Source organism: Daejeonella sp. (assembly GCF_044232565.1).
Taxonomy (GTDB): Bacteria; Bacteroidota; Bacteroidia; order Sphingobacteriales; family Sphingobacteriaceae; genus Daejeonella.
In genome coordinates, this window is sequence record NZ_JBIILQ010000184.1 from 1 (window position 1) to 5,640 (window position 5,640).

At 36.2% G+C, this 5,640-nt stretch carries 3 protein-coding genes; all 3 read left to right on the forward strand.

Going from position 1 to position 5,640, the window contains the following annotated elements; genetic code table 11:
- Positions 1-1,916, forward strand: a 1,916-nt coding sequence (locus ACILQF_RS09910; protein ID WP_395627253.1) for a TonB-dependent receptor plug domain-containing protein, incomplete at its 5' end; no start/stop codon positions are given.
- Between the two features lie 255 nt (positions 1,917-2,171).
- On the forward strand, positions 2,172-4,628 hold the full coding sequence (locus ACILQF_RS09915) for a TIM-barrel domain-containing protein (protein ID WP_395627254.1): 2,457 nt from the start codon (positions 2,172-2,174) through the stop codon (positions 4,626-4,628).
- A 30-nt stretch (positions 4,629-4,658) separates the two neighbouring features.
- On the forward strand, positions 4,659-5,640 hold a 982-nt coding region (locus ACILQF_RS09920; RefSeq protein WP_395627255.1), incomplete at its 3' end, for an alpha-amylase family glycosyl hydrolase.

Genomic DNA, 5,640 nt, shown 5'->3' on the forward strand with positions numbered 1-5,640 from the left:
ATGGTATAAACGTTTATGGTGATGAGGTTAGTCAGAACATGCGTAATATTGCTAATTCTGTACAATCGGCAACCAATGCAGGTGTTGCAGCAGCATCAGGTGGAGCTATTCCTAATATTGTTGGAGTGATGACTGCCGGACTTCCAGTTAATGCTACGCCTACTCAAATTGGAGCATTTTTAGGAAATTTTCCTGCTGCTTTAAGACCTACCATTCAAAACCTTATTCCTTTTAACATCGGTTTAAGAGCAGGTATTATTCCTGATCAAGCGGTTTCTAGAACAGGTTATAATGAGCAAGATTTAGTAGACTACGATACTCGTTCAATTAAAACTTCAACTTCATTACACTATAAATTTAGCGATAATGTTCAGGCTATCTTACAGGCAAACTGGGGTACTGGTACATCGGTTTACACCGGTTCGGATCGTTATTCTTTGCGTAATTTCAGCATTGGACAGTACAAGCTTGAATTAAAAGGTAAGGATTTTATGGTTCGTGGTTATACTACACAAGAACGTTCTGGTGATTCATACATTTCCTCAATTCTTGGAAGTTATATCAATGAGGCTTCTAAAACTAGTTCGAATTGGTTTCCACAATATATTGGTAATTATGTTGGTGCACGTTCTTCAGGTACTCCAGATGCGCAAGCACATGCATTTGCACGTAATGCTGCTGATGCAGGAAGATTTTTACCAGGTTCTACTCAATTTGAAGCAGCAAAAGATCAAATCAAGGACTGGAAGGTTAGTAGTGGATTAGGTGCAAAATTCGATGACAAAACAAACCTTTACCACTATGAGGGTATGTATAACTTTACCAATGTATTAAAAGATGCCTTCGAACTTCAAGTTGGAGCTTCATTCAGAAGATATGACTTGAATTCTGGTGGTACTATTTTCGATGATTTGAACCGTAAGATTGACATTGATGAAGTTGGAGCTTTTGTTCAGGTAGGTAAGAAAATTGCTGATGCATTTAAGTTAAGCTTCTCAGGTCGTTATGATAAAAATCAAAACTTTGAGGGTCGTTTTACTCCAAGAATAACAGGAGTTTATACGGTTGCGCCAAACAATAACATCAGACTATCTTATCAAACAGGTTACCGTAATCCAACTACACAAAATCAATTCATTGATCTTTCTGTAGGTGGTGGTACAACGCGTTTAATTGGTGGTTTGCCAGCTAGTTTAAATAAGTATAACCTAATGGGAAACAAACCTTTTACAGATGTTAGTTACCAAAGTTTCCTTGCCTCTGCTGCAGCGGGTTCTCCAAATGATAATCTTTTAAAATCCTATACTTTTGATTCAAAAGGTGTAAGACCAGAAAGTGTTGAAGCTTATGAAATTGGTTATAAAGGTTTATTAGGTAGTAATGTTTTACTTGATGCTTATGGTTATTTTAACACATACAGTGATTTCATAACTTCTGTTGAGGTATTCCAGCGAAATGGAACTTCATTCACTAAGTTCGGAGTGCCAGTTAATGCTGCAGGCAATGTTACCTCTTATGGTACTGCCCTCGGTATTGATTACCTTGTTGGAAAATATAGCTTAAACGGTAATATTTCTTACAATAATATTGGTGATATTCCGGTAACTTATGTAAATGACTTTAACACCCCTAAAGTACGTTACAACTTAGGTATCAGTAACCGTAATGTTGTGAAGAATGTTGGTATGAACGTTTCTTACCGCTGGCAAGATTCATTCGACTGGGCTTCTTCATTCGCTACAGGAAAAGTTTATGCATTCGGAACAGTTGATGCACAAGTTAACTTGAAAATTCCTTCAGTAAAAGGAATGATTAAGATTGGTGCTCAAGATTTACTAAACAAATACTATGTAACATCTTACGGTAACCCACAAATGGGTGGAATGTACTATATAGGTTTCACATTAAACCAATAATAGGGAGATAATTTATCTTCCTTTTCGGACAAATATTTTTTTGTTCGCAAATTGTGCAAAACCCGCTCCGGATTCCGGAGCGGGTTTTGTTGTTAATAAGCCATGACATACATCGATTTCTATCTCAATCTGTATTCAATTAATAATTTATAGAATTAGAAAATTTTTCTGCAAGCAATTTCTCTTCTCGATTGTTCATTCTCAATAAGCTCGATACCAAATCAGGCGCTAATTAATAATTATGATTAATTTATTATGGAAGGAAATGAAGGCTCATCATCTTTACCGTTTGACCTGACTAAACAAGAAGCAGATATGCATCATGTCAATAATCCAGTTTTAGGATTGGAAAAAAATGTAAAAAGATATCTTTCAGCAGTTAAGGGATTTAGGCAGGATTCAAATCGATTGCTCTTTACCGATGGTATTGCTGAAGTTGAGGTGAAGGTAATAAGCAATGAAATTATTAGAGTTAGACTAGCCCCTGGTGGTGTATTCTTAGAAGAATTCTCCTATGCATTAGCAGATACAGTTCATCCTGTAGCCGTATTTTCTTGTAAAGAGCTCGAAGATTGTTTTCGAGTGGAGACTAATTCTGCAGCATGTGTAATTAACAAAAAAACTTTTTTGATCTCTTTTGACGATACTCATGGGGGAATTATCAATGAAGATAGAATACCAATGCATTGGGAAGAAAATATTGATTATGGAGGATATTATGTTTATGCAACTAAAAAATGTCAGGATAATGAAAGCTTTTTCGGACTAGGAGATAAATCAAGTGATTTTAATCTTATCGGTAAAAAATATATAAATTGGAATACAGATGCTTATTCTTATCAAAAAAACCAAGACCCGCTTTACAGATCAATTCCTTTTTATATAGGGATTAATAAAGGTGTCAGTTATGGGATTTTTTTTGATAATACCTTTAAAAGTCATTTCGATTTCGCTCATCAAGACCAAGAAGATGTAAGTTTCTGGGCTGATGGTGGTGAAATGCAATATTATTATATTCATGGGCCACATATGATGGATGTGATAAAACGTTATCATATGCTCACTGGAACACACCAGATGCCTGCAAAATGGACGCTTGGTTTTCATCAATGCCGCTGGAGTTATTATCCCGAAGAAATTGTAAAAAAACTTGCTCAAAATTTCCGACAGCGTAAAATCCCTTGTGATGCAATTTATTTGGATATCGATTACATGGATGGTTATCGTTGTTTTACCTGGAATAAAAAGTATTTTCCTGATCCTGCCAGAATGATCAAAGAGCTAGAAAATGATGGTTTTAAAACAGTTGTGATAATTGATCCTGGAATTCGTGTAGATCCAAATTATTCGGTTTATAGGGAGGGTAAACAGAATAATTATTTCTGTAGACGTTGCGACGATTATTTCATGGAAGGTCATGTTTGGCCTGGAAGATGTCAATTTCCTGATTTTACGAATCCTAAGGTTAGAGATTGGTGGGGTAATTTATTTAAGGAGCTTATCGATATAGGTGTAGCTGGAGTATGGAATGATATGAATGAGCCTGCCGTATTTGGATCTGGCACATTTCCAGTTGATGTAAGGCATAATTATGATGGTTTTCATGGGTCTCATCGTAAAGCTCATAATATTTATGGTATGCAAATGGTGCGTGCAACTTATGAGGGTCTTAAAAAACTTCAGAAAAATAAACGACCATTTACCATTACCAGAGCAGGATTTTCAGGGGTTCAGCGCTATTCCTCAGTATGGACAGGTGATAATGTAGCTACTTGGGAACATCTTAAAATGGCAATTATTCAATGTCAACGTTTGTCCATTTCAGGAATTTCTTTTTGCGGCTCGGATATCGGTGGCTTTAGCGGCCAACCGGATGGCGAATTATTCACTCGATGGATTCAAATGGGAGTGTTCTCACCCTTTATGCGTGCTCATTCGGCTGGTGATACCATTGAACGTGAACCATGGAGCTTTGGTAAGGAATTTGAAGATATAAACCGGAAGTTTATAGAACTTAGATATAAATTATTACCCTATATCTATACCACTTTCTGGGAGCATTATCGGTATTATTTCCCTATAATAAGACCCTTAGTATTACATGAGCAAGAAAATGTATTTACGCATACCATTCAAGAGATTTTTACCTTTGGAGATAAAATTCTTGTTGCACCAGTTAGCAATCAGGGAGTGAGACTTAAGAATGTATATTTGCCATCAGGTTCATGGTATGATTTTTGGACATATGAACGTCTTCATGGTGGCAGAGAATATCAAGTAGCTGCACCGCTCAACTCAATTCCAATTTTTGTAAAGGCTGGCTCAGTTATTCCTGAATCTCCAGTCATGCAATATGTAGGTGAATTTGAAATAGAAGAAATGGTTTTTCAAATCTATTTCTCAGAATATGAAGTGAATTCCATCTATTTTGAGGATAATGATGATTCCTTTGCTTTCGAGCACAATATTTACCTTGAGAAAAAATTTGTAGTTATCGGTGATCAAAAAACGATGATTATTACGCAATCGTCTGTGGGTTTGTTTAATCCACACTACAATATTTATGATCTTAAAATTATTGGCCTCCCATTTATACCTCAAAAGGTCCTAATCGACGGAGTTGAATATCAGGAAATATTAGGTTTTGATGATAGAAAGCAATTTAGAATAAAATGCACTAAAAGTTTTAAACGAATTGAGATAATAGCTTGAAAAATTATTTTATTAATCAAAATTTGAAGAATGCCAAAGCATAAAGCGAGACATAATATACCTGAATTAGCGGAATCATCATTAAAGGGAAAAAATTATTCCCGTTTTACAGATTTTGATATCAGTCTTTTTAAGGCAGGAAAGCATTTTAAAGTGTATGAAAAATTCGGGGCTCATGTTGTCAATTTTGAGGGCATCGCGGGGACTTATTTCGCCGTCTGGGCTCCAAATGCAAAGAGAGTATTTGTAGAAGGTAATTTCAACGGTTGGAATCAATCCTCCCATCCAATGCATGTTAGATGGGATGAGTCGGGTATTTGGGAAATTTTTATCCCTGGAGTAACCTATGGTGAGGTTTATAAATATTTTATTGCTTCAAATTCAGGTGAAAATTTAGAAAAATCAGATCCCTTTGCATTGAGGTCGGAACATTCGCCATCAACCGCCTCTATTGTATGGGGTAATAGTTATGAATGGAAGGATGAACATTGGATGCTTAACAGGAGGGAGGTAAATTCTTTAAATAAACCAATCTCTGTTTATGAAATGCATTTTGGTTCCTGGGTCCGAAGTCTTGAATCTCCACATGAGTTTTTAACTTATCGGCAAATGGCGGAATCTTTAATTCCCTACCTAAAGGAAACTGGATTTACACATGTTGAGTTTCTTCCATTAATGGAACACCCTTTTTATCCTTCTTGGGGTTATCAAATTACTGGATACTTTGCCGCTACCTCCCGTTATGGGTCTCCACAAGATCTTATGTTTTTAATTGAACAATTGCACCTTAATGAAATTGCCGTTATTTTAGATTGGGTTCCTTCTCATTTTCCTGGGGATGAGCATGGGCTTTATCGTTTTGATGGTAGCCATTTATATGAACACGCCGATCCGAAAAAGGGTTTTCACCCCGATTGGCAATCCTATATTTTCAATTATGGTAGGAATGAGGTGAAATCTTTTCTAATTAGCAATGCCGTTTTTTGGCTCGAGCGATTTCATGCCGATGGTT